Consider the following 24,203-nt stretch of genomic DNA (forward strand, 5'->3'; position numbering starts at 1 on the left):
GCCCTGGATCCGTCACCCCACCGACGAGTAGGCAACAACTCCCCGGAGCAACCCGTCAACGGCCTTCCGCGCACTCTTCGCCACAGTCGACCCCTCCACAGGCGACGCCGCCGAGATCTGCCCCAGCACATCGATCACCTGCTTGCACCACCGCACAAAGTCCCCCGCCGGCATCTCCGCCTCACGCAGCACCTCATCGAGCCCCTTACCACTGGCCCACATATAGGCAGCCCAGGCAAACCCGAGATCCGGCTCACGCTGCCCGACCCCCTCGGTCTGCGTGATCCGGAACTCCTCCTCCAGGGCGTCCAGCCTGCCCCAGATCCGGACCATCTCCCCCAGCGCGGCCTTGGCCTTGCCCGACGGCAGCTTCGGCGCCATCGCATCGTCCCCGACGCGCGCCTCGTACACCAACGCCGAGACACAGGCGGCCAGTTCGGCAGGACCCAGCCCCTCCCAGACCCGCTCACGGAGGCATTCACTCGCCAGCAGATCCAGCTCACCGTACAACCGGGCGAGCCGCTTGCCGTGCTCGGTGACCTCGTCGCCGCGCAGATAGTCCAGCTCCGTCAGCAGCGCCACGATCCGGTCGAACGTACGGGCAATCGTGTTCGTGCGGCCTTCGATACGCCGCTCCAGCTGCGAGGTGTCCCGCAGCAGCCGGTGGTAGCGCTCGGCCCAGCGGGCGTGGTCCTCACGGTCGTTGCAGCCGTGGCAGGGGTGCGCGCGCAGCGCCTTGCGCAGCCGGTCGATCTCGCGGTCGTCCGCCGCCTGGGAACGCCGCTTGCGCTGCCGCTCCGGCGCAATGTGCCCGGCCTTGGTGCGCAGCGCGGAGGCGAGGTCCCGACGGGACTGCGGGGAACGGGGGTTGAAGGACTTCGGGATCCGCATCCGCTCGAGCGCCTCGACGGGCACCGGGAAGTCCATGGACGCCAGCCGCTTGACCTGCCGTTCGGCGGTCAGGACCAGCGGGCGCGGCCCGTCGTGGTGCTCGAAGCCGCGGTGGCCGTTGGACCGCCCGGCGGGCAGCCCGGGATCCAGCACCAGCGCGAGACCGGCGTACTTGCCCGTCGGCACATGGATGACGTCGCCCGGCTTGAGCTTCTCCAGCGCGACCGCTGCCTCGGCGCGCCGCTGCGCGGCGCCCTGCCGGGCCAACTCGTTCTCGCGGTCCTTGAGTTCGCGGCGCAGTCGCGCGTACTCCTCGAAGTCCCCGAGATGGCAGGTCATGGACTCCTTGTAACCGGCGAGCCCCTCCTCGTTGCGCTGCACCTGCCGGGAGATCCCGACGACCGACTTGTCCGCCTGGAACTGCGCGAACGATGTCTCCAGCAGCTCGCGCGAGCGGTGCCGGCCGAACTGCTCGACGAGGTTGACCGCCATGTTGTACGACGGCTTGAAGCTGGACCGCAGCGGATACGTGCGCGTCCCCGCGAGCCCGGCCAGGTGCTCGGGACTCATCCCGCGCTGCCACAGCACCACCGCGTGGCCCTCGACGTCGATGCCGCGCCGCCCCGCACGACCGGTCAGCTGGGTGTACTCGCCGGGCGTGATGTCGGCGTGCTGCTCGCCGTTCCACTTGACGAGCTTCTCCAACACCACCGAGCGGGCCGGCATGTTGATGCCCAGCGCGAGCGTCTCCGTGGCGAACACGGCCTTCACCAGGCCGCGTACGAACAGCTCCTCGACGACCTCCTTGAAGGTCGGCAGCATGCCCGCGTGGTGGGCGGCTATACCGCGCTCCAGGCCCTCCAGCCACTCGTAGTAGCCGAGGACATGAAGGTCCTCGGTCGGGATGGAGGCGGTGCGCTCCTCGACGAGGGCACGGACCTTTTCCCGCGCCTCCTCGTCGTTCAGCCGCAGTCCCGCGTACAGGCACTGCTGGACGGCGGCCTCGCAGGCGGCCCGGCTGAAGATGAAGGTGATGGCGGGCAGCAGGCCCTCGGCGTCGAGCCGTTCGATGACCTCGGGACGGCCCGGCGTCCACACCCGGGACCGCTGTCTGCGCTCCCGCTCCCGGTCGGCCTCGCGCATGGCGCGCCCACGTCTGCGGTCCTGGTACGACGGCCGCTGAGCCTCCATCCGGGCCAGCCGCGTCAGGTCGGGGTTGACGGCCTTCTTGTGGCCCTCGCCCTCCTCGAACAGGTCGTACACCCGCCGTCCGGCGAGCACGTGCTGGAACAGCGGCACCGGCCGGTGCTCGGAGACGATCACCTCGGTGTCACCGCGGACGGTGTCGAGCCAGTCGCCGAACTCCTCGGCGTTCGACACGGTCGCCGACAGCGAGACCAGGGTGACCGACTCGGGGAGGTGAATGATCACTTCCTCCCATACGGCGCCGCGGAAGCGGTCGGAGAGATAGTGCACCTCGTCCATGACCACATAGCCGAGGCCGAGGAGGGTCTGCGACCCGGCGTACAGCATGTTCCGCAGCACCTCGGTGGTCATCACGACCACGGCGGCGTCGGGGTTGACGCTGTTGTCGCCGGTGAGCAGACCGACCATGCCGTTGCCGTAACGGCGGCACAGGTCGGCGTACTTCTGGTTCGACAGCGCCTTGATGGGTGTCGTGTAGAAGCACTTCTTGCCCTGCATCAGGGCGAGGTGGACGGCGAACTCGCCCACGATCGTCTTGCCGGAGCCGGTGGGCGCGGCCACCAGCACGCCCTTGCCCGCCTCGAGCGCCTGGCAGGCCTCGATCTGGAAGGGGTCGAGGCCGAAGTCGTACATCTCGCGGAAGGAGGCGAGCGCGGTGGCCTGCTCGACAGCACGCCTGCGCGCTGCCGCGTACCGCTCAGCCGGAGAGAGGTCCTCTGTCATCGTGCTTTCGAGCGTACCGGGCGCCACTGACAACAGGACGATCATTATCCGGATCGGCCCTCCGCAAACCCGCCGATCCCCGCAGCTCACGGCCGCGCGACGGAAGCGGCCGGGCACGCCCCGTAGGCGCCCCGGCCGCACTGTCACGACAACCGCCGTGCTCAGGTCACGTCGTCGTACCCGTTGACCCGCTCGCCGCTGGCCTGCTCGGGCAGCGCCCGGGCGGCCGGGACGCTCTCGATCTCGCCGATGTCCTCGGGAGTGAGGTCCAGGTCGGAGGCCTCGTCATCGGCGGGTCCCTCCGCCTCGCGGCGGGCGCGGCGCTTGTCGTTGAGCAGAGCAATGCCCGTCGCGCCGAAGTACAGGATCCAGATGGGGCCCGCGAGCGCCAGCATGGAGATCGGGTCGGTGCTGGGCGTGGCGATCGCCGCGAAGAGCGTGATGCCCATGATCATGCCGCGCCACCAGCCGGCCATCTTCTTGCCGGAGAGCACGCCGCTGAAGTTGAGCATGACCAGCAGCAGCGGCAGCTCGAAGGAGAGGCCGAAGACGATGATCATCCGCATGATCAGCTGCAGCAGATCGTCGAGGGGGAGCTGGTTGTCGCTGCCGATGATCGCGAACTCGAGCATGACCGAGGCCATCTTGGGCAGCGACCAGTAAGCGAAGTAGGCCCCCGTGACGAAGAGCGGGAAGCCGGCGCCGACGAACGCGTAGGCGTACTTCCGCTCGTGCCGGTGCAGGCCCGGAGCGACGAACGCCCAGAGCTGGTACAGCCAGACCGGGGCGGCCAGCACCACACCGGACGACAGCGAAACCGTGAGGGCGAGCGTGAACGGGCTCAGCAGACCGTTCTGCACGATGCGTGCGCATTTGGTTTCACTGGTGTTCTTCGCCAGCTCCGCGAAGCTGTAGTCGCATCCCACCGCCTGGAGGATGGGATTCGTGAAGAACTCGATGATGTCCTTGTAGAAGAAGGCTGTGACGATCGTCGTGACGACGATCGCCAGCAGGCTCTTGACGAGCCGGTTGCGGAGTTCACGCAAGTGCTCCGCGAGGGGCATCCGCCCCTCGGGATCCCTCTCCTGTTTGCGGGCAGACTTCAGCAACCCACGTTCCCATCTCGTGCATCGGGCCGGAGGTCACCGGCCCTGCGTCAGCGCTTGGTGGTGTCCGTCGGCTCGTTGACCGGGCGCGAGCTGGTCACGTCACCGGGAGCGGCCTGGATGATGCGCTGAGCCGGGGGCTGCTGGTCGTCGCCGTTGGTGTTGTTCGGCGGGTCGGCGGGGGCGGCGGACTTGCCGTCCTCCTTCATCGCCTTCGCCTCGCTCTTGAGGATGCGGGCGGACTTGCCGAGCGAGCGCGCCATGTCCGGAAGCTTCTTCGCGCCGAACAGCAGGATGATGACGACGAGGATGAGAATGATCTCGGGGGCTCCGAGCCTTCCGAACATAAGTCTTTACCTTCTCACCGAGGCGGCTGGGGTGGGTGCTGTCCGACCGGTCGGACATGTGTCCGAACGATCGTGATGGCAGCGATCGTAACGCTCAGGGGTAAACGTGAGGCAATCCCCGTGCGTACTCCCTGTCCGCGGACCGGGCCTCGTTCTCCGGCCGCGACCAGCAGCGTACCTGCCCCGGCCGCCAAGTTGACAGGGCGAAGTGGCCCAAAACGCATGCGACGCAAGACTCACACCCACTACTTGAGGGCCCTACAGCGAGTCCACAGCCCTGGCCGCGCTCACCGTCGCCCGCTCCAGGTCCTCGGCCGCCCTGCTGATGCGCCGCGCCGACTCCGTGACCTGCCTGCCGAGGCGCTGCGCCTCCAGGAAGACCCGCACGGCGAGCACGCCGAGCACGGCGAGACCCAGAAAACCCACAGCTACCGCGAACATCGGCCAGAACATGACGCCGAGCCTAGACCGTCCTACAGCGTGGAGTGCAGCCGCAGGGTGCTGACCCCGCCGCCCGTCAACAGCTCGACGATCCGCTCACCGGCCGGCTTGCGCACGGAGACACCGCACTCGGGACAGGTGAAGGAGTAGAAGGTCGTACGGCTGGTCGCGCCGATGGCGAGGCGCAGCGCGCTCGCGGCGAGTTCGAAGCGGCCCCGGCAGTCCGGACAGCCCGCCTTGAACACCACCGGAGCCACGCTTCTCATCCCGGCGAAAGCGGACGCCACCGTCATCCCCGGCACTCCAGACGTCGCCGACTCACTCAAAGCCCCTGCTCCTGTCTGTCGAACTGCCTGTCCTACTGTCCGTCGCCGACCGGGTGCGCCTCGCGAGCATCCTGTGCTTCGATCCCGTCATAGGCCGCCAGCGCCTCGCGGGCCGCCTGCCGAGCGCTGTCGGCCAGCTCGGCCGGCGACACGATCCGTCCGTCCCGGCCGAGCCGGAGGGCCAGGCGCCGCAAGGACGCCGGGTCGGGCGTGCGCAACGTGATACGCAGCCCGCCGTCCGCCAGCTCATCGGCACTGTCGTGCGGGTAGTACTCGGCGACCCAGCGCCCGCCGGGCCCCACCTCGACCACGACCTCCGGGTCCTCCGCCGCGGGCTGCACCAGCCCCTCCGACAGATCCCGCAGCTCGATCTCGGGCGGCGCCGACGGCTCGTCCAGGATCTTGATCTCGGCGACCCGGTCGAGCCGGAAGGTGCGGCGCGCCTCGGAGCGGCGGCACCATGCCTCGACATAGGTGTGGCCGACGCTGACCAGGCGGATCGGGTCGATCTCCCGCTCGGTGACCTCGTCGCGGGCCGGGGAGTAGTAGCGGATCCACAGCCGCCGCCGCTCGGAGATCGCGCGGTCGACGTCCGCGAAGACGCCGCCCTCGGACTCGAACGTCACCGACAGCCGCGAGCTGGCGCCGGCCGCCTCCCCGGCCGCGGCCTCCACCTTGGCGGTCGCCCGCAGCAGCGCCTGCCGGTCGCTCTCGCGCAGCCCCGGCAGCGTGGCCACGGCCCGGGCGGCCACCAGCAGCGCGGTCGCCTCGTCCGCGGCGAGCCGCAGCGGCTCCGCCGTCTCCGCCCCGAGCGCGGCGGGGTTGTGCCACCAGATGCGCTCGCCGTCGGTGTCGATGTCGAGCAGGTCGCCACCGCGGAAGCTGGTGCCGCACATGGGCAGCACGTCGAGGTCGGAGACCAGTTCGTCCTCGGAGATGCCGAAGGCGCGCGCCACGTCCTCCAGGCGCGCACCGGGCCGCTCCCTGAGATACGTCACCAGCGAGAGCATCCGCCGGGTCTGGTCGATGGCGTTCGCGGGCCTGACCGGTTTGCCTGCCACTGTCTCGCTCCGCTCCCCCTCAGCCCTTGGCCACGGCACGCAGCCGGTCCACCACGTCGGCCCGCAGCTCCGCCGGCTCCAGGACCACCACATCCGGCCCGAACTCCACCAGCCAGGCATCCAGACCGTGGCCGTACGGAATCTCCAACTCGTCCCAGCCGTCGCCGAGTTCCCGCACCGAGGTGGCCTTCGCCCGAAGGGGGTACCCCGCGTCCGTGCGCAGCCGGATCAGCGCCGAGCGGTCGGCGGTCTCCCCCGCCCAGCTCGCGACCGTCTCCCGCACGGTGACGACATCGGGCACCTCGGCGGTGAAACGGCCGCTGCGGCTGCGCACCTTGCCGGTGATCCGGGACAGCCGGAAGACCCGCTCGGCGCCCCGGTCCCGGTCCCAGCCCGCCAGATACCAGTGACCGCGCCAGCACTCCAGCGCCCATGGCTCCACATGCCGGGGCTCGGGGCGGGCGGCGGTGGCCTTGCGGTAGTCGAAGACGACCGGACGGCGGTCGCGGCAGGCCAGCATCAGCGGCTCGAACGCGGCCTCGTGCACCGGGATACGGGGCTCAAGGGCGCCGTGCGCCTCGTACGGGTCGACGTCCTCGGGAAGTCCCGCCGCACGCAGCTTCTGCAGGGCGCCGCTGGCCGCGCCCGCCAGCCTGGCCTGCTGCCACACCTTCGCGGCCAGCCCCAGCGCGGCGGCCTCCTCGGCGTCGAGCGTGATGGCCGGCAGGCGGTTGCTGTCCCGGCGGGCGAGATAGCCGACCTCACCGTCGAGGTTCTCCACCGTCTCGATGACCAGGCCGAGCTCGCGCAGATCGTCCTTGTCGCGCTCGAACATCCGGTTGAAGGAGTCGTCGGAGCCCGCCTCGAGATAGGCCTCGATGGACTCACGCAGCTCGCGCTTGCTCAGCGGCCGCCGCGTCCCGAGCAGACACAGCGCCAGGTTCATGAGCCGCTCGGCCTTGGCAATGGCCATCGACGCCCTTCGCCTTCCCTATGGTGCTTACGATCGATGACCGTACCGCCCCGAAGTGGCGTCGCAAAAGCCGAGGGCCCATGCCCGGACAGGCATGGACCCCAGGTAGTCGGGTCCGGTCGTCCGCCGATCACAGGCGACGACCGGATACGACGGGTCGGGCGCGACGATCAGACGCCGAGCAGGTCGACCACGAAGATCAGCGTCTCACCGGGCTTGATCGCCGGGGTCGGGCTCTGGTTGCCGTAGGCGAGGTGCGCCGGAATGGTCAGCTGGCGGCGGCCGCCGACCTTCATGCCCTGCACGCCCTGGTCCCAGCCCTTGATGACACGGCCGCCACCCAGCGGGAAGCGGAACGGCGTACCGCGGTTCCAGCTGGCGTCGAACTCCTCACCCGTGCTGAAGGCGACACCCACGTAGTGGACGGTGACGGTCTGGCCCGCCTGCGCAACCGCGCCGTCGCCCTCCCAGATGTCCTTGATCTCGAGGTCCGCCGGCGGCTCGCCGCCCGGGAAGTCGATCTCGGGCTTGTCGATGCTCACGTCTAACGCTCCATGCTTGTTGTGGAAAGGCGACGGCCCCAGTCTTTCATCACCTCGGGCGGCGTCACATCTTCGCCAGGATGTCCACGCTGAAGACGAGAGTGGCGCCCTTGGCGATGCCGCTGCCCTGCGGCGGGTTGTCGCCGTAGCCCAGCTCCGGCGGGATCACGATCAGCACCCGGCTGCCGACCTTCTTCCCGGTCAGCCCCTGCGACCAGCCCTTGACGACCTGCTGCAGCGAGAACGACGTCAGCTGCTTGTTGGCATACGTCGAGTCGAACTCCTTGCCGGTGTCCCACTGCACGCCCTTGTACTGCACGAGCACCGTGTTCTGCGCGGTGAGCTCGTCGCCGTCGCCCTCGATGACGTAGTTCGCCACCAGCTTCTTGGGCGGGTCCGTCTTGGGGATCTCGATGGAGGGCGCCTTGCCGTCGGTGTTGGTGCCGACCTTGGGCAGGTCGACATTGTCCTGCGCGACCTCGGTGCCCTTGGCGGAGCTCTTCGTGCTGAACGTGTCCTGGACGTCGACCACGAACACCAGGGTGTCGGTGCCCTTGATCCCGGCCTGCGCGTTGCCCTCCTCGCCGTAGCCCCAGGTCGGGGGGACGGCCATCTCGACTCGGCTGCCGACCTTCTTGCCGACCAGCCCGTACCGCCAGCCCTCGTAGATCTGGCCCTGTGCGAGCGGGACGAGCGCCGTCGTCTTGGCGTCGTAGGAGTTGGCGAAGACCTTCGCGGTGTCCCAGACCTGGCCGAGGTAGTGGGCCTGGATGTAGTCGTTCTCGGCCACGACCTTGCCGCCGCCCGCGATCACCGTCTTCACCGCGAGGTCCTTCGACGGATCGCCGCTGCCCTTGGCGACCGTCGGCTTCTGCCCGAACTTCGTACCCGCCGTGATCGCCGGCACCGGACCGTCCACGATCTTCGGCGACGGCGCGGCCTGCGGGGCCGAGGGTGACGCGCTCTCGCTCGCCTTGCTCGAGTCGTCCTTGTCGTCGCCGCATGCGGCGAGCGTGACCATTCCTGCGGGTACGGCGATGAGAAGTGAGCGTCGGCGCACGGTGGGGGCCTCGTAATCGGTCGATCTTGTGGATGGCGTGCGCGCAACTCTACGGCGTGAGAAGGGCGCCGTACGGGAAACGTACGGCGCCCGTGTTGCGTTCCGGACGATCAGACCCGATCATCCGCAACACGTCACTCACATACCGGCGATCAGTTTCTCCACCCGGTCGTCCACCGAACGGAACGGGTCCTTGCACAACACCGTGCGCTGAGCCTGGTCGTTGAGCTTCAGATGGACCCAGTCGACGGTGAAGTCCCGGCGCTGCTCCTGAGCCCTGCGGATGAAGTCACCGCGCAGCCGCGCCCTGGTCGTCTGCGGCGGAACGGACTTGCCCTCGAAGATCTTCAAGTCGTTGCAGATACGCGCGGCTTGGCCCTTCTTCTCCAGCAGGTAGTACAGGCCGCGACGGCGGTGGATGTCGTGATACGCGAGGTCTATCTGCGCGACCCGCGGATGCGACATGGTCATGTTGTGCTTGGCCCGGTACCGCTCGATGAGCTTGTACTTCATCACCCAGTCGATCTCCGTGCCGATGCGGTCGAGGTCCTCGGACTCGATCGCCTCCAGCGTGCGGCCCCACAGCTCCAGGACCTGCTCGACGGTGCCGGTACGGATACCGCGGCGCTCACAGAAGTCCACGGCCTTCTCGTAGTACTCGCGCTGCACCTCCAGCGCCGACGCCTCCCGGCCACTGGCCAGGCGCACCTTGCGGCGGCCCGTGATGTCGTGGCTGACCTCGCGGATCGCCCGGATCGGGTTCTCCAGGGTCAGATCCCGCATCACCGTGCCCGCCTCGATCATGCGCAGCACCAGATCGGTCGCGCCGACCTTCAGCAGCATGGTCGTTTCGGACATGTTCGAGTCACCCACGATGACATGCAGCCGCCGATAGCGCTCGGCGTCCGCGTGCGGCTCGTCGCGGGTGTTGATGATCGGCCGGGAACGCGTCGTCGCCGAGGAGACGCCCTCCCAGATGTGCTCGGCCCGCTGACTGACGCAGTACACCGCGCCCCGCGGGGTCTGCAGCACCTTGCCGGCGCCGCACAGAAGCTGCCTGGTGACCAGGAACGGGATGAGGATGTCCGCGAGCCGGGAGAACTCCCCGTGCCGCGCCACGAGATAGTTCTCGTGACACCCGTAGGAGTTGCCCGCCGAGTCGGTGTTGTTCTTGAAGAGGTAGACGTCGCCCGCGATTCCCTCCTCGTGCAGGCGTCGTTCCGCGTCTACCAGGAGTCCTTCCAGAATGCGTTCGCCGGCCTTGTCGTGGGTGACCAGTTCGATCACGTTGTCGCATTCCGGTGTCGCGTATTCCGGATGCGAACCCACGTCGAGATAGAGGCGGGCGCCGTTTCGCAGAAAGACATTGCTGCTACGGCCCCATGACACGACACGGCGGAAGAGGTACCGCGCCACCTCGTCAGGCGACAGGCGGCGCTGTCCCCTGAACGTGCACGTGACGCCGTACTCGTTCTCCAGCCCGAAAATGCGGCGGTCCATGACTGAACATTACGCCCGATCCCCTGAGCTGAAACGGGGTTCGACAGCACGGTTTGGATCATTTTCCGATGAAGCCGCAACCACCGCACCCCGGGCGGGAGCTGCGAGGACCCGCCCCGTACCCAACAGGACCAGCAACGACACGGCCCCCGCGGCACCCGGCACGACGAACCCCCACAGCGCCCCGCCCGCCTCGACCACCGGCCCCGCCAGACCCGTTCCGACCGACGCACCCACCGTGAACGTCGTCACCAGCCACGAGAACGCCTCGGTGACCGTCCCACGCGGCGCGTGCCGGTCCACCAGCACGAACGCACAGGCGATGCACGGCGCCAGGAACACCCCCGCGAGCACGGCCAGCAGCGTCATCGCGAACGCCCCCGGCATCAGCATCAGCGGCAGATAACACACCGCCAGAAGCGCCACCAGCAGCCGCAGTCGCCGCGCCGGATCCCCGCCCCACTGCCGCGCCCCGTACACCGTGCCACCCACCAGCGCACCCAACCCCAGACCCGCCATCAGCCAGCCGTACACCGCGTCACCGCCGTTGTCGTCCGCATACGACACCGCCGCCACCGCGATCGACCCCATCGCCACCCCGACGAACAGGAACGAGGCCAGCAACGCCACCAGACCGGCCGAACGCAGCGCCCCCAGCCAGTGCGCCTCACGCGGCGCCGAACGCCACGCCCGCGAAGGCGGCGACACGACCACCGAGAGCGCGCCCAGCACCCCCACCACGTTCAGCACGAGCAGCGCCGCCTGCGCCGACCACAACGACGTGCACAGCGTCAGCAGCAACGGTCCGACCGTGAACATGACTTCCTGCGCCACCGCGTCCATCGCGTACGCCGCGTGCACCTGGCCCTCCTTGGGCAGGACCGACGACCACAGCGCCCGCAGGCCGCCCTCCAGCGGCGGCGCGAACAGCCCGGAGGCCGCCACGGCCGCATAGGCGAGCGGCAGCGGGCCGATGCCCACGAACGCGAACACGGCCATGGCCAGGCCCGAGGCAACCGCCGCGGGCAACTGCACCCGCGGCTGGCCGTACAGGTCCACCAGCCGACCCAGCAACGGCTGCCCCACGGCGTTGGTGACTCCGTACACCGCCGCCAGCCCTCCCGCCAGGCTGTACGAACCACCCTCCGCACGCACGAACAGCATGATCGCGAGCGAGGCGACGGCGTTCGGCAACCGGCCCACCAGCGTGCCCACGAGCAGCCGGGCCGCATGCCTCGCCCTGAGGATCTCCACGTATGCGCCGGTCATCGGCCGCGCCGCCCTCCGCTGAAGTTTTACGTATAACGTCCTTCGTCATACGTACCATGTGCGCTGTTCAGGAGTCCAGACGAAGAAGCAGGTGCACGGTGGCACACGGCAGCACCCGCCCCACCAGCCGGGACGTCGCCCAAGCGGCGGGAGTGTCCCAGGCCGCGGTCTCACTCGTCCTCGGCGACAAGTGGCGCGGCCGCGTCTCCGAGGCCACAGCCGAACGCGTACGCCAGGCAGCCCGCGAACTCGGCTACCGGCCCAACCTCGCCGCCCGTAACCTCCGCCTCGGCCACACCCGGACCGTACTCCTGGTGGTCCCCGCCCTCACCACCGAATTCTTCGCAGGCGTCTACACCGGCGCCGCCCGCGTCGCCGCCCAACACGGCTTCGGCGTCGTCCTCTACCCCTCCCCCGAAGGCATCGGCCCCGCCCGCGACCCCTTCGCCTCCGCCCAAGCCGCCCTCGACGGCGTCATCGCCTCCTCCATGGCCGCCGACGCCCTCACCGCCATCCGCGGCGACCAACTCCCCCTCGTCATGCTCGACAGCGACCCGGCCGGCAGCCTCGGCGCCGCCACCGTCAACCTCGACATCACCGACGGCGTCCGCCAGGTCGCCGAACACCTCCTGAACCTCGGCCACCGCCGCATCCTCCACCTCGCAGCCGACGTCGCCTCCTGGACCTTCGACGTACGCGCACGCGAGCTCGCCACCCGCATCGGCGAAGTACCCGGCACCTCACTGCTCACCGTCAGCGCCCCCATCTCCATCGACGGCGCCCTCACCGCCACAGCGACAGCCCTCTCCGCCAAAGGCCCCCGCCCCACCGCCATCGTCTGCGACGACGACAAACTCGCCGCCGGCGCCTACAAGGCCGTACGCCGCCTCGGCCTGCGCATCCCCGACGACATCTCCGTCACCGGCCTGGACGACCTCGCCCTCGCCACCGCCATCGACCCCGAACTCACCACCGTCCGCCTCGACGCCGAGCTCTTCGGCGAACGCGGCATGCAAGCCCTCCTGGCCGTCCTGGACGGCCGCGAACCCCAGGAGGGCGACATTCCGGTCGAGCTCGTCGTCCGAGGCTCCACAGCGCCGCCCAGGGCGCCATAACAGCCCCCTGAAACGCACTGTGCCCCGGCCGAACAGTCGGCCAGGGCACAGAAGGGGCGAGTGAAGCAACCAGGGACTACTCCTCGGAGGCGCCGGACTCCTCGGAACCCTCCGCGCCATCGGCGCTCTCGGCCTCCGTTGCCGCACCGTCCGCCTCCAGCAGCCGGGCCAGCTGACGGCCGACAATACGCTTGAACTTCCGCGACTGCGGACGCGTACGGTCCAGCACCGCGACCTCCAGGCGCTCGGCGGGAATCTCCCGCTGCGTGCCGTTCGACTCGCGAGACAGGGCCTGGACGGCCAGCTTGAGGGCCTCGGCGAGGCTCATGCCGTCCTGATGACGCTGATCCAGATAGTTACTGATCAACTCGGCATTACCACCGACCGCGACCGAGCCGTGCTCGTCCACGATCGAGCCGTCATGCGGCAGCCGGTAAATCTGGTCACCCTCGGGCGTCTCGCCCACCTCGGCGACGACCAGCTCCACCTCATACGGCTTCTCGGCCGCCGAAGAGAAGATCGTGCCCAGCGTCTGGGCGTAGACGTTCGCCAGACCACGAGCGGTCACGTCATCACGGTCATAGGTGTAACCACGAAGATCGGCGTAGCGGACGCCACCGATCCGCAGATTCTCGTACTCGTTGTACTTACCGGCCGCCGCGAAACCGATCCGGTCATAGATCTCGCTGAACTTGTGCAGCGCACGGGACGGGTTCTCGCCGACGAACACAATGCCGTCGGCATACTGCAGCACGACCAGGCTGCGACCACGAGCGATGCCCTTACGGGCGTACTCCGCCCGGTCGGCCATGGCCTGCTGAGGTGAGACATAGAACGGCGTCGACACCGGTTATCCGTCCCTTTCTGTCGAAGTCACAGGATCACCTTGATAAGACCCAGCCGCCGCTACAGCAGCGCGGCCCGCGGGCCGTCGGGCTGCTCCAGACGCCGCTCCAGAATGGAACGGGCGATCTCGGAGGACTCGTCATCGCTGAGCCGGCGGAAGCCGTCCTCGGTGATCACGGTGACGATCGGGTAGATCCGGCGGGCGACATCGGGACCACCGGTCGCCGAGTCGTCGTCAGCCGCGTCATACAGGGCCTGCACCACGAGCGTCGTGGCCTCGGCCTCGCTCAGGTCATCACGGAAGAGCTTCTTCATGGCGCCACGCGCGAAGATCGAACCCGAGCCAGTGGCGGCGAAGCCGGTCTCCTCGGAGCGGCCACCCGTCACGTCGTAGGAGAAGATCCGCCCCTTCTCCCGGTCGACGTCGTAACCAGCGAAGAGGGGCACCACGGCGAGCCCCTGCATGGCCATGCCGAGGTTGGAACGGATCATGGTCGACAAGCGGTTCGCCTTGCCTTCCAGCGACAGCTGCGCACCCTCGACCTTCTCGAAGTGCTCCAGCTCCAACTGGAAGAGCTTGACCATCTCGACGGCGAGACCGGCGGTGCCGGCGATACCGACGGCCGAGTACTCGTCGGCCGGGAACACCTTCTCGATGTCACGCTGGGCGATGACGTTGCCCATGGTCGCGCGACGGTCACCGGCGAGCACGACGCCACCGGGGAACGTCACGGCCACGATCGTGGTGCCGTGCGGCGCCTCGATCACGCCCTGCGTGGGCGGGAGTTGACGCTTGCCGGGCAGCAGCTCCGGCTGGTGCTCGGAGAGGAAGTCCATGAACGAGGACGACCCAGGCGTCAGGAAGGCAGCTGGTAGACGCCCGGTGCTACGAGTGTTGGCTTCCACGCGTTTCCTTCCAGGTAGTCGGCAGCTCGGTTGATCACGTCAGGGTCATCCCTCAACAGGCCGAGGCCGGAATTGCAGTTGAAGCACAGTACGCCACGGACCCTACCCGTCTTGTGGCAATGATCCACATGAACGGCAGGAGCCTTGAGACAGATCACGCAGAGCCCCATCTGGGCGGCCACCATTTCGTCGCGCTGAGCTTCAGTGAGGCCGTACTTCCGACGAAGGTGGCCTGCGGGATCAGTAGCCGCCTTGCAGGCCTTACAGCGGCTGGCAAGGCCATCGGGCGCACTGGTCTTGCGATGCCATTCACTGTGGGGCTTCACCTCGCCGCAGCCCCGGCAGTGCTTGTGGCCCGGCGGGACGGGAACCTTCTCGCGCACCGCCCGCCCCTTGGCCTCCTGGCGCTGCCGGTAGTACTCCGCAGAGCACTCCCGGCAGTACGCCTGGAGACCATCACGCATGGATTTGTTGCTCGCGAAAGCCGACCGCGGTTTGCTCTCCTGGCACCGCGAACACTTCTTGGCTTCTCGCTCGTCGGACACTTGCAGACTCCCCCGCCGCCCAACCTTCGATTCGAAGGTTAAATGGGCCTTACTGTCCACCCTTTTGAACGAAGCTACGCACGAAATCCTCTGCGTTCTCCTCCAAGACGTCGTCAATCTCGTCCAGGACGGAGTCCACGTCATCGCTCAGCTTCTCGTGCCGCTCCTTGAGGTCCTCAGAAGCCTGCGCCTCAGCCGCCTGCTCCTCGACCTCCTCAGAAGAGCGCGTGGCCTTCTGCTGTCCGCCGCCGGTGTCCTTGGTTGCCATATCCCTCACCCCGCTCAGTTCGCCCGACATGGTCGACAGGTCGGCTTTCCTGCCGATCGGTGATGATCAGACCCTACAAGCCGGGTCTGACATCGGCCCCGCAGTTTCTCCAACGTACGGGGGCCACCTCGATGATTCCCGGCGGCCGGGTTTTCCACCCTGTCCGGCCGATCTCCGGCCGGGACCGCCCGGGTACCCCTCAGCCTCCTGACAGGACCCTGACCAGGTCTTCCGCGGTGCGGCAGCGGTCCAGGAGTTCCTTGACGTGATTTCGCGTTCCGCGAAGTGGTTCGAGGGTTGGAACGCGCTGGAGGGAGTCGCGGCCGGGGAGGTCGAAGATGACCGAGTCCCAGGAGGCCGCGGCGACGTCGTCGGCGTACTGCTCCAGGCAGCGGCCGCGGAAGTAGGCGCGGGTGTCCTCCGGGGGCTTCGCCTTGGCCCGTTCCACGGTTTCCTCGTCCATGAGCCGCTTCATGCGGCCGCGGGCCGCGAGGCGGTTGTAGAGGCCCTTCTCGGGGCGTACGTCGGCGTACTGGAGGTCGAGGAGGTGGAGCTTCGCGGCATCCCAGTCCAGGTTGTCGCGGCGCCGGTAGCCCTCCATGAGCTCTCGCTTGGCGACCCAGTCCAGCTCGCCGGCGAGGCTCATGGGATCCCTCTCCAGGCGGTTGAGGGTGTCCTCCCAGCGGGACAGGATGTCCTTGGTCTGTTCGTCCGCGTCCGCGCCGAAGCGTTCCTCGACGTATTTGCGCGAGAGTTCGAAGTACTCCATCTGGAGTTGCACCGCGGTCAGCGTGCGGCCGCTACGGAGCGTGACCAGGCGCTTGAGGGACGGGTCGTGGGACACCTGGTGCAAGGTGCGCACGGGCTGGTCGACGGCCAGGTCCACCGCGATGAAGCTGTCCTCGATCATGGAGAGGACCAGGGCCGTGGTCCCCAGTTTCAGGTACGTCGAGATTTCGGACAGGTTCGCGTCGCCGATGATCACGTGGAGGCGGCGGTATTTCTCCGCGTCGGCGTGCGGCTCGTCGCGCGTATTGATGATCGGGCGCTTCAAGGTGGTCTCCAGCCCCACCTCGACCTCGAAGTAGTCGGCCCGCTGGCTGAGCTGGAAGCCGTGTTCGTGGCCGTCCTGGCCGATGCCGACGCGGCCGGCTCCGGCGAAGACCTGGCGGGAGACGAAGAAGGGGGTGAGGTGGCGCACGATGTCCGAGAAGGGGGTTTCCCGCTTCATCAGGTAGTTCTCGTGCGTGCCGTAGGAGGCGCCTTTGTTGTCGGTGTTGTTCTTGTAGAGGTGGATGGGCTGGGCGCCGGGGAGCTGGGCGGCGCGTTCGGCGGCTTCGGCCATGATCCGTTCGCCGGCTTTGTCCCACAGGACGGCGTCGCGGGGGTTGGTGACCTCGGGCGCGCTGTATTCGGGGTGTGCGTGGTCGACGTAGAGTCGCGCTCCGTTGGTGAGGATGACGTTGGCCAGGCCGATGTCCTCGTCGGTGAGCTGGCTGGCGTCGGCGGCCTCGCGGGCGAGGTCGAAGCCTCGCGCGTCGCGCAGCGGGTTCTCCTCCTCGAAGTCCCAGCGGGCCCGGCGGGCCCGGTGCATCGCCGCCGCGTAGGCGTTGACGATCTGGGATGAGGTGAGCATGGCATTGGCGTTGGGGTGGCCGGGGACGGAGATCCCGTACTCCGTCTCGATGCCCATTACTCGCCGTACGGTCATGCGGCCCTCCTTGCCCGGCGGCACCCTCGGTCGTGGGCGCCGCGCAGATACCGCTGGCGCTCGGTTGCGTGTGCGGTGCCCGTCCCCGCACTGCGCGACTCGGCGGTATGGAAGAGCCTAGAACGCCTTTGCGCTGGTGGGGAGATCATTTGCGTCATTGCCTTGCACGCCTTGTGGTCCGGTGGTGGCCGGAAAAACAGTGGGCTGCGGGTACCCGGTGAGGGCACCCGCAGCCGCCCTGTTTTTTACAGGTACTGACCGGTGTTGGCCACCGTGTCGATGGAGCGTCCGGTGTCCGCGCCCTGCTTTCCGGTGATGAGGGTGCGGATGTAGACGATCCGCTCGCCCTTCTTTCCGGAGATGCGGGCCCAGTCGTCCGGGTTGGTGGTGTTGGGCAGGTCTTCGTTCTCCTTGAACTCGTCCACGCATGCCTGGAGGAGGTGGGAGACGCGGAGGCCCTTCTGGTTGTGTTCGAGGAAGTCCTTGATCGCCATTTTCTTGGCGCGGCCCACGATGTTTTCGATCATGGCGCCGGAGTTGAAGTCCTTGAAGTAGAGGACTTCCTTGTCGCCGTTGGCGTAGGTGACTTCCAGGAAGCGGTTTTCCTCGGATTCGGCGTACATCTGCTCGACGGCGGTCTGGATCATGCTCTGGACCGTGGTCGCCTTGCTGCCTCCGTGCTCGCCGAGGTCTTCGGAGTGCAGGGGGAGGCGTTCGGTGAGGTACTTGCCGAAGATGTCCTTGGCGGCCTCGGCGTCGGGACGTTCGATTTTGATCTTCACGTCGAGTCGGCCGGGGCGCAGGATGGCCGGGTCGATCATGTCCTCGCGGTTGGAGGCGCCGATGACGACCACGTTCTGGAGGCCTTCGACGCCGTCGATCTCGGCGAGCAGCTGGGGGACGATGGTGTTTTCCACGTCGGAGCTGACGCCGGAGCCGCGGGTGCGGAAGAGGGATTCCATTTCGTCGAAGAAGACGATGACGGGTGTTCCCTCGCTGGCCTTCTCGCGTGCGCGCTGGAAGACGAGGCGGATCTGTCGTTCGGTTTCGCCGACGTATTTGTTGAGGAGCTCGGGGCCCTTGATGTTGAGGAAGAAGCTCTTGCCCTGGGCCTGGCCGGTGACTTCGGCGACCTTTTTGGCCAGTGAGTTGGCGACGGCCTTGGCGATGAGTGTCTTGCCGCATCCGGGGGGCCCGTACAGGAGGACGCCCTTGGGCGGCCGCAGTTCGTGCTCCTTGAACAGGTCGGGGTAGAGGTACGGGAGCTCGACGGCGTCGCGGATCATTTCGATCTGGTTGCCCAGGCCGCCGATCTGTTCGTAGCCGATGTCCGGTACTTCTTCGAGGACGAGTTCCTCGACTTCGCTCTTGGGGACGACCTCGTAGACGTAGCCGGAGCGGGGTTCGAGCAGGAGGGCGTCGCCGGGGCGGATGGTGACGTCCAGCAGCGGCTCGGCGAGCCGTACCACCCGTTCCTCGTCGGTGTGCCCCACCACGAGGGCGCGTTCGCCGTCCTCGAGGATCTCCTTGAGGGTGACGATGTCGCCGACGCTCTCGTACTCCATGGCTTCGACCACGTTGAGGGCTTCGTTGAGCATCAGTTCCTGGCCGCGCCGGAGGTCGTCGAGTTCGACGCTCGGGCTGACGTTCACGCGGAGTTTGCGGCCTCCGGTGAAGATGTCGGCGGTGCCGTCCTCGTTGGCTTGCAGGAAGACACCGAAGCCGGCCGGTGGCTGTGCGAGCCGGTCGACTTCTTCCTTGAGGGCCACGATCTGGTCGCGGGCCTCACGGAGCGTGTTCGCAAGTCGTTCGTTCTGTGCGGACACGCCGGCCAGGTTGGTCTGCAGCTCGACGATCCGCTCTTCGAGAATCCTCGTGTGTCGCGGAGAGTCGGCGAGCTTGCGTCGCAGGACGGCGATCTCCTGCTCAAGGTAGGCGATCTGCCCGGCCGGGTCGTCGGACCCTCGTCCCGGGCGGATGCCGCGGTTCATGTCGTCGTCGTGGGCTGCCACGGTCCTCACCTCCTCCAAGGGGAGCTGGACGCTTCCAGACCCTACCTGGGTGGGTGTCGATTGAAACCCCTAGATCACAAAGACGGTCGGGGTGTGTCCGATCTTCACCCTTGCGCTCTCCCTCACGCCAGGGGAATACCCACCGCACATGATTGGAACCCAGGCGGGGGTAGGGTCGAAGCGTTCAACACCCGTCAGAGCTGGCCGGATTCCCGTACGGCTCGGCGCAGGAAGCGGTAGGAGAGATGAACGTGGAGCAGGCGGCCGGGGTCGAGGGTGAGGCACTGGAGGTCTGGATCGACCAGGAGCTCTGTACCGGTGACGGGATCTGTGTCCAGTATGCGCCTGAGGTGTTTGAGCTGGACATCGACGGTCTGGCCTATGTGAAGGGCGCGGGGGACGAGCTTTTGCAGGCCGAGGGGGCCACAACGCCCGTACCGTTGCCGCTTCTCACGGATGTGGTGGACTCGGCGAGGGAGTGTCCGGGCGAGTGCATCCATGTGCGTCGGGTTTCGGACAAGGTCGAGGTGTTCGGTCCGGACGTCGAGTGACCTTGCGGATACGGGCTGTTACGACTGTCTGATTTCTCACAACGGCCGGTGGTGTGGGTCAGACGCTGTGGGCGCCGGCGGGTGTCGAGCGGACGAACGCGCCGTTCTTCCACTGCCATTTCGCGCTGTTCTTCACGTCGGGGCAGCAGCGGGGTACGTCGTCGGTGGAGTAGCCGAGCAGTTCGCCGACGACTGCTCCGTCACGTACGGCGATGTCACTGACGGTGATGCTGTCTTTCGGGTTGACGAGGGTGGCGACGACTCGTGGGGTGGCCGTCTCGGCGCTGTGGGTGAGGACGTAGACGCCGTCGGGCGGGGTGCCCATGGGGGCGTCGCAGTGGACGACGGCCACGGTTTCGGGGCTGCCGTCGCCGTCCAGGTCGCCTGTGGCTTTCTTGACCACGACCGCCTTCACGGGCCCGCATTGGAGGGGGAAGTCGGCGCTCGCGGGGTTGGGGGGCGTGGTGGCGGCCGGGGCTTTCCTCGCTTCCGGGCCGGCTGTCTGGGCCGCTGTCGCCGAGTTGGGCTGCAGGACCGAGGAGAGCGCCACGACTCCGGCTACCGCTGTGGCGGTGGCGAGCCAGTGGATCGGGCGGGTGTGGGTGTGTGCCAGTTCCGGGACGGCGGATTGCTGCACTAGGAGCGTCTCCTGTGAGGGCTGTGCCGGTGGGGTGCCCAGCATCGTGCCACACGTCACAGTGCGGTGGAACGGCGGGGGTGTGGAGTTCCGGTGCCGGATGCGGGCGCTCGGGGGTGCGGCGGGGTGTCGTATGACTGTCGGAGTTGTCGTTCGGTGGCCGCGCGTCAACGCGGAAGCGCTGTGGCCGAGTTCCTCAGTGGTTCGGGGAACTCGGCCACAGCGCTTGTGCGTTGAATGCGGCAGGGGGTCGGCTCAGCGGCCGGAGCCTCCGTCAGCGTTGGGGCCTTCGTAGTCCTCGCCGTAGGCGCCCTTGGCGGGGCGGCGGCGGCGCATGGGGGGTTCGACTCCGTCGGCGAGGCGGCGTGCGGTGAGGAGGAAGCCGGTGTGGCCGATCATGCGGTGGTCGGGGCGGACGGCGAGGCCTTCGATGTGCCAGTTGCGGATCATCGTCTCCCAGGCGGTCGGCTCGTTGAAGCAGCCGATCTCGCGGATGGACTCGACGGTCCGGGCGAGCTGGGTGGTGGTGGCGACGTAGCAGCAGAGGATGCCGCCGGGGACGAGTGCCTTGGAGACGGCTTCGAGGCATTCCCAGGGGGCGAGCATGTCGAGGATGACGCGGTCGACGTCGGTGTCGCTCAGGTTGTCCTGGAGGTCGCCGACGGTGAGCTGCCAGGCGGGGTGGGGGCCGCCGAAGTAGCGCTCCACGTTCTGCTTGGCGATGTCGGCGAAGTCCTCGCGGCGCTCGTAGGAGTGCAGCATGCCCTGGTCGCCGATGGCGCGCAGCAGGAAGCTGCTCAGCGAGCCGGAGCCGACGCCGGCCTCGACGACGCGTGCGCCGGGGAAGATGTCGGCGAAGGCGAGGATCTGCCCCGCGTCCTTGGGGTAGACGACGGCTGCCCCGCGGGGCATGGACAGGACGTAGTCGGGGAGCAGGGGGCGCAGCGCGAGGTAGGCGACGTTACCGGTGGTGCGGACAACGCTGCCCTCGGGTGCGCCGATCAGTTCATCGTGCGGGAAGGAACCCTTGTGGGTGTGGAAGTTCTTCCCGGCTTCGAGCGTGAACGTGTAGTGGCGGCCCTTGGGGTCGGTCAGCTGTACCTGGTCCCCGACCTTGAAGGGCCCGCGCCTGCGGGCGGCACCGGTCGGTTCGGACATGTGACCAGCCTACCGGCGTTTCAGCGGGTCGCCGACCACGCGTGCGTGCCGGTGGGGGTCAGCTGGGGCGGGCCATGGCCTTGACGAAGGCGCGCTCGACGTCGGCCGCGGACAGGACGCCGTAGATCTCGCCGGTTTCCTCGACGACGAGGTACTCGGTGGCGGGGGTGGCCCGGAGGGCGTCGAGGAGGTCTTCTCCCGAGAGTTCGGCGGAGACGCGCATGCCGTCGGTGAGTTCCTGGGCGAGGCCGCTGACGGCGACCCAGGGGCGGCGGTGTTCGGGTACGCCGACGATGGCGGCCTCGCGGACGAGGGAGAGGGGGTTTCCGTCGGGGTCGACGACGACGAGGGCGCGGGCGCCGGCGGCGTTGGCGCGGCGCAGGGCCTCGGAGAGGGGAGTGTCGGTCTCGACGGGGACGGCGCGGCGGGTGAGGGTGCGGGCGCGCAGTTCGGGGAGGTGTTCGCGCAGGCGGGCCATGCGCAGGCTGTTGCCGGCGCCGGTCCAGATGATCGCGGCGAGGATGGCGGCGAGCAGGGCGTCCATGACGGTGTCCATGCCGACGTTGTCGACGGCGTCGGAGCCGAGGGCGCCGGACTGGGTGAGCAGGGGCAGACCGACGAGGACGCAGACGGCGAGGGCGCGGCCGACCCAGGCGGCGGCGATGGTGCCGGTCATGGGCTTGCCGGTGATCTTCCAGACGACGGCACGGAGCATGCGGCCGCCGTCGAGGGGCAGGCCGGGGAGCAGGTTGAAGGCGGCCACGATGAGGTTGGAGACCATCAGGCCGCCCAGCAGGACGCCGGGTACGGTGCCGGGTTCGACGGTCTGCATGGCGGCGTAGAAGACGCCGGCGAGTGCGAGGGAGAGCAGGGGGCCGACGAAGGCGAGCCAGAACTCGCGGCCGGGTGTCTCGGCTTCTTTCTCGATCTCGGAGACGCCGCCGAAGAACTGCAGCTGGATGCGGCGGACGGGGAGTTTGAAGCGGAGGGCGGCGACGGTGTGGGCGAGCTCGTGGACGAGGACGGAGGCGTAGAAGGCGACCGCGAAGAACAGGGAGACCAGGTAGCGGGCGGCTCCGAGTTCGGGCAGGACGCGGTCGAGCTGTCCGCCGAAGACCCAGGTGATGAGCGCGGCGACGAGGAACCAGCTGGGGGCGACGTAGACGGGAACCCCGAAGGGGCGTCCCATGAGGAGCCCGCCTCGCGGCTCGGGCGCTCGGGGTGGCCGGCCCTTGGTTGTGGTGTGGGCGAGGGTGCGGTGGTCCTCAGCGGTGTGGCCGTAGGGGTGGTCGGCGGTGGGGCCGGAGGCGGGGGTGGCGGCCTGCCGGCCGGGGCTCTGCGGCTGCTGCCCGGTTTCGTTGCCGCTTGTGGTGCTGTGGTCCCGGGTGTCCGCCGGCCCGGCCTGGCGGCCGTGGGGATCCGGCCCTTGCCGCCCGCCCTTGGGCTCCTCGGCCTTCGGTTCTACCGCCTTCGGTTCTTCGGCCTTCGGTTCTTCGGCCTTCGGTTCTTCGGCCTTGGCTTCCTCGCCCGTCGCTGCCGTCGGCTTCGGCGCGTGGGCCTCTCCCCCGGGCTCGTGCGGCGCGTTCCCGGCGGTGTCGTTCTGGGGCGGGTCCAAGCGCCGTACCACCATGGTCGGTTCGTCGGCCGGTGGCGTGGGGGGCTGGTCGGGGCCCGCGGTGGGTCGGGGGGTGCCGGGGCGTGTGGGGCCCGTGGCCGGGGTCGCAGGTGTTGCGTGGCGCTCGGCCGATTCCTCGTTGCCGGACCGCGGCTGCCCGCTGCCGCTCTCGTCCACGGTTTCCCCTCGTTCGAAGCGTCATCCGCGCCTGGCGGGCGGAAGGGTCTCGGGTCGATGGTATGCGGCCGTGGTGGCGTGTTTCTCCCCGGCACCCCCTCTGTTTTCCCCGCCGTGGGGGGCGTGACGGCGGCGGCTGGGTCACTGTCAGTGGCGGGCCGTAAGGTCTGTGGTCATGGAGACGAGCACGGAGGGTGCCGCGGCGGGCTGCGGCGGTGACGTCGCGCCCGTGACGGGGCCGGCGGCGGACGGGGACCCGGCGGGGACGGACAGTACGGTGGCGACGGTCGAGGCGGGTGCCGTCGAGGCGGGTGCCGTCGAGGCGGGCGCGGGTGCGGTCGCGGTGGCCGGCGGCGGCCGGGCGGCCATACCGCCGGCTTCGCTGTCGCCCTCCCGTGCCAGTGACTTCATGCAGTGCCCGCTGCTCTACCGGTTCCGGGTGATCGACCGGCTGCCCGAGAAGCCGAGTGCGGCGGCGACCAAGGGCACGCTGGTGCATGCGGTGCTGGAGCGGCTCTTCGACGCCCCGGCGGCGGAGCGGACGGCTCCGCGGGCCAAGTCCCTGGTGCCCGGCCAGTGGGAGCGGCTGCGGGAGAGCAGGCCGGAGGTCGTGGAGCTGTTCGCGGACGATCCCGAGGGCGTGCGGCTGGCGACGTGGCTCGGGGAGGCGGAGCAACTGGTCGAGCGGTGGTTCGGCCTCGAGGATCCGACCCGTCTCGAACCCGCCGAGCGTGAGCTGTTCGTCGAGGCCGAGCTGGAGTCGGGGCTGCGGTTGCGCGGGATCATCGACCGGGTCGACGTGGCGCCGACGGGTGAGGTGCGGATCGTCGACTACAAGACGGGCAAGGCGCCGCGGCCGGAGTACGCCGAGGGCGCGCTGTTCCAGATGAAGTTCTACGCCCTGGTGGTCTGGCGGCTGAAGAAGGTCGTCCCGCGTCGGTTGCAGCTGGTCTATCTCGGCAGCGGTGACGTGCTGACGTACGACCCGGTTCTCGCGGATCTGCAGCGGGTCGAGCGCAAGCTGCTCGCGCTGTGGGAGGCGATCCGGCTGGCGACTCGGACGGGCGAGTGGCGTCCCCGGCCGACCAAGCTGTGCGGGTGGTGCGACCACCAGGCCCACTGCCCGGAATTCGGCGGCACTCCCCCGCCGTACCCCTTGCCGGTGAGGGTGGCCGAGTCCGGTGGCGCCCCGCAGGGCAGAATGGGGCCGGACTAGC

At 68.7% G+C, this 24,203-nt stretch carries 23 protein-coding genes; 3 read left to right on the forward strand and 20 right to left on the reverse strand.

Annotated elements, in window-relative coordinates:
• Positions 1–12: 12 nt before the first annotated feature.
• From ACIBAG_RS37390 to ACIBAG_RS37440, 11 genes are all read right to left on the reverse strand, one after another.
• On the reverse strand, positions 13–2,865 hold the full coding sequence (locus tag ACIBAG_RS37390) for a DEAD/DEAH box helicase (protein WP_399111531.1): 2,853 nt from the start codon (positions 2,863–2,865) through the stop codon (positions 13–15).
• Positions 2,866–2,981: 116 nt separating this feature from the next.
• Positions 2,982–3,929 carry a twin-arginine translocase subunit TatC gene (gene tatC / locus ACIBAG_RS37395; RefSeq protein ID WP_399111533.1) on the reverse strand — a complete coding sequence of 316 codons (948 nt, stop codon included), beginning with the start codon at positions 3,927–3,929 and terminating at the stop codon, positions 2,982–2,984.
• Positions 3,930–3,976: 47 nt separating this feature from the next.
• Positions 3,977–4,273 (reverse strand): Sec-independent protein translocase subunit TatA, encoded by a 297-nt coding sequence (gene tatA, locus ACIBAG_RS37400; RefSeq protein WP_399111534.1) that lies wholly within the window; start codon positions 4,271–4,273, stop codon positions 3,977–3,979.
• 258 nt (positions 4,274–4,531) lie between these two features.
• Positions 4,532–4,726: a hypothetical protein gene (locus ACIBAG_RS37405; RefSeq protein ID WP_031486675.1), complete on the reverse strand. Its 195-nt coding sequence runs from the start codon at positions 4,724–4,726 to the stop codon at positions 4,532–4,534.
• 20 nt (positions 4,727–4,746) lie between these two features.
• A complete protein-coding gene (locus ACIBAG_RS37410) occupies positions 4,747–5,040 on the reverse strand; it encodes a hypothetical protein (RefSeq protein WP_031486674.1) in 294 nt (97 codons plus the stop codon).
• A gap of 32 nt (positions 5,041–5,072) precedes the next feature.
• On the reverse strand, positions 5,073–6,101 hold the full coding sequence (locus ACIBAG_RS37415) for a helix-turn-helix transcriptional regulator (protein ID WP_399111537.1): 1,029 nt from the start codon (positions 6,099–6,101) through the stop codon (positions 5,073–5,075).
• Between the two features lie 19 nt (positions 6,102–6,120).
• Positions 6,121–7,074 carry a helix-turn-helix transcriptional regulator gene (locus ACIBAG_RS37420; RefSeq protein ID WP_399111538.1) on the reverse strand — a complete coding sequence of 318 codons (954 nt, stop codon included), beginning with the start codon at positions 7,072–7,074 and terminating at the stop codon, positions 6,121–6,123.
• 170 nt (positions 7,075–7,244) lie between these two features.
• Complete coding sequence (locus tag ACIBAG_RS37425; protein ID WP_030053355.1) at positions 7,245–7,616, reverse strand: FKBP-type peptidyl-prolyl cis-trans isomerase; 372 nt, start codon at positions 7,614–7,616, stop codon at positions 7,245–7,247.
• Positions 7,617–7,680: 64 nt separating this feature from the next.
• Positions 7,681–8,676, reverse strand: a complete 996-nt coding sequence (locus ACIBAG_RS37430; RefSeq protein WP_399111540.1) for an FKBP-type peptidyl-prolyl cis-trans isomerase — start codon at positions 8,674–8,676, stop codon at positions 7,681–7,683.
• Positions 8,677–8,814: 138 nt separating this feature from the next.
• Entirely contained in the window at positions 8,815–10,176 is a 1,362-nt protein-coding gene (pafA, locus tag ACIBAG_RS37435) for a Pup--protein ligase (RefSeq protein WP_004002535.1), read from the reverse strand.
• Between the two features lie 9 nt (positions 10,177–10,185).
• The gene (locus ACIBAG_RS37440; protein ID WP_399111542.1) at positions 10,186–11,445 is read right to left on the reverse strand and encodes an MFS transporter; all 1,260 of its coding nucleotides are present in this window, start codon (positions 11,443–11,445) and stop codon (positions 10,186–10,188) included.
• Between the two features lie 98 nt (positions 11,446–11,543).
• On the opposite strand from ACIBAG_RS37440, the gene ACIBAG_RS37445 reads away from it, so the two are divergent.
• Positions 11,544–12,560 carry a LacI family DNA-binding transcriptional regulator gene (locus tag ACIBAG_RS37445; RefSeq protein ID WP_399111544.1) on the forward strand — a complete coding sequence of 339 codons (1,017 nt, stop codon included), beginning with the start codon at positions 11,544–11,546 and terminating at the stop codon, positions 12,558–12,560.
• Between the two features lie 76 nt (positions 12,561–12,636).
• Here the strand turns inward: ACIBAG_RS37445 and prcA are convergent, their stop codons facing one another.
• From prcA to arc, 6 genes are all read right to left on the reverse strand, one after another.
• Positions 12,637–13,407, reverse strand: coding sequence for a proteasome subunit alpha (gene prcA / locus ACIBAG_RS37450; RefSeq protein WP_399111545.1), 771 nt, complete (start codon positions 13,405–13,407; stop codon positions 12,637–12,639).
• Positions 13,408–13,466: 59 nt separating this feature from the next.
• The gene (gene prcB / locus ACIBAG_RS37455; RefSeq protein WP_399111547.1) at positions 13,467–14,312 is read right to left on the reverse strand and encodes a proteasome subunit beta; all 846 of its coding nucleotides are present in this window, start codon (positions 14,310–14,312) and stop codon (positions 13,467–13,469) included.
• A complete protein-coding gene (locus ACIBAG_RS37460) occupies positions 14,264–14,857 on the reverse strand; it encodes an endonuclease VII domain-containing protein (protein WP_399111549.1) in 594 nt (197 codons plus the stop codon). Before ACIBAG_RS37460 ends, prcB begins: the two co-directional genes overlap by 49 nt.
• 49 nt (positions 14,858–14,906) lie before the next feature.
• Entirely contained in the window at positions 14,907–15,125 is a 219-nt protein-coding gene (locus ACIBAG_RS37465; RefSeq protein WP_399111551.1) for a ubiquitin-like protein Pup, read from the reverse strand.
• Between the two features lie 199 nt (positions 15,126–15,324).
• Entirely contained in the window at positions 15,325–16,836 is a 1,512-nt protein-coding gene (gene dop, locus ACIBAG_RS37470) for a depupylase/deamidase Dop (protein ID WP_399111553.1), read from the reverse strand.
• 245 nt (positions 16,837–17,081) lie between these two features.
• A complete protein-coding gene (gene arc / locus ACIBAG_RS37475) occupies positions 17,082–18,848 on the reverse strand; it encodes a proteasome ATPase (protein ID WP_399111555.1) in 1,767 nt (588 codons plus the stop codon).
• A gap of 245 nt (positions 18,849–19,093) precedes the next feature.
• Between arc and ACIBAG_RS37480 the strand changes: the two genes are divergently transcribed.
• The gene (locus ACIBAG_RS37480) at positions 19,094–19,399 is read left to right on the forward strand and encodes a ferredoxin (RefSeq protein ID WP_399111557.1); all 306 of its coding nucleotides are present in this window, start codon (positions 19,094–19,096) and stop codon (positions 19,397–19,399) included.
• A 58-nt stretch (positions 19,400–19,457) separates the two neighbouring features.
• Here ACIBAG_RS37480 and ACIBAG_RS37485 read toward each other — a convergent pair whose 3' ends face one another.
• The 3 genes from ACIBAG_RS37485 to ACIBAG_RS37495 form a co-directional block, all read right to left on the reverse strand.
• Entirely contained in the window at positions 19,458–20,036 is a 579-nt protein-coding gene (locus ACIBAG_RS37485) for a hypothetical protein (protein WP_399111558.1), read from the reverse strand.
• Positions 20,037–20,291: 255 nt separating this feature from the next.
• Positions 20,292–21,194: a tRNA (adenine-N1)-methyltransferase gene (locus ACIBAG_RS37490; protein WP_399111560.1), complete on the reverse strand. Its 903-nt coding sequence runs from the start codon at positions 21,192–21,194 to the stop codon at positions 20,292–20,294.
• 58 nt (positions 21,195–21,252) lie between these two features.
• Positions 21,253–22,986 carry a site-2 protease family protein gene (locus ACIBAG_RS37495; protein ID WP_399111562.1) on the reverse strand — a complete coding sequence of 578 codons (1,734 nt, stop codon included), beginning with the start codon at positions 22,984–22,986 and terminating at the stop codon, positions 21,253–21,255.
• A 175-nt stretch (positions 22,987–23,161) separates the two neighbouring features.
• Between ACIBAG_RS37495 and ACIBAG_RS37500 the strand changes: the two genes are divergently transcribed.
• Positions 23,162–24,202, forward strand: coding sequence for a RecB family exonuclease (locus ACIBAG_RS37500; RefSeq protein WP_399111563.1), 1,041 nt, complete (start codon positions 23,162–23,164; stop codon positions 24,200–24,202).
• Position 24,203: the final 1 nt, after the last annotated feature.

The organism is Streptomyces sp. NPDC051243, assembly GCF_044455405.1.
Classification (GTDB): domain Bacteria; phylum Actinomycetota; class Actinomycetes; order Streptomycetales; family Streptomycetaceae; genus Streptomyces.